General features: G+C 44.1%; 2 protein-coding genes. Both read left to right on the top strand.

The features are described from left to right. Positions 1 to 306, top strand: a 306-nt coding sequence (locus KIV40_RS30645) for a monooxygenase (protein WP_285353054.1), incomplete at its 5' end; no start/stop codon positions are given. A 61-nt stretch (positions 307 to 367) separates the two neighbouring features. Next, on the top strand, positions 368 to 623 hold a 256-nt coding region (locus KIV40_RS30650; protein WP_285353055.1), incomplete at its 3' end, for a hypothetical protein.

The raw sequence follows: 623 nt of genomic DNA on the forward strand, positions 1-623 counted from the left end.
ATGAAACTACTACAAGTCGATTTTGATTTTGCAGGCCCATTTGGCGAAGAGATGGCAAATACACTGGTTGATTTAGCAAAATCGATCAATGACGAGCCGGGTATGATCTGGAAAATTTGGACAGAGAGCGAAGCCGAAAAACTAGGTGGCGGGATTTATCTTTTCGAAGACCAACTGAGTGCAGAAACTTACCTAGCGATGCACAGTGTACGGTTAAAAGAGATGGGCGTAACAGAGGTGCGCGGCGTCATTTTTGATGTTAATCAGCCATTAACGACCATAAACAAAGGTCCAATCAACAGCTAATACGATGATTCATTCTTGAAGCAAAGATCTAGATATCGCAAGACAGAAGATGAGATATGACATGAACAATAAAACGTTTTTAAGCCTACACGGCATTATTTACGCAGGCTTTGCCATTGCGCTGTTTTTCCTGCCAACGGTTATGTGGCCAATGTACGGTGTGGAGATCAACGATAAGTACGCGTACTTTCTGTCTCAACACACCAGCATCTTTCTCGGCGGTATCGCAGCCATCACTTGGTTATTACGCGATATTGAACCAGGCATGAGTGCCAAGAAACTCATCCAAGGCTTGGTAGTGACCAATATGCTGGGCG

It is taken from the genome of Vibrio sp. D173a, assembly GCF_030248475.1.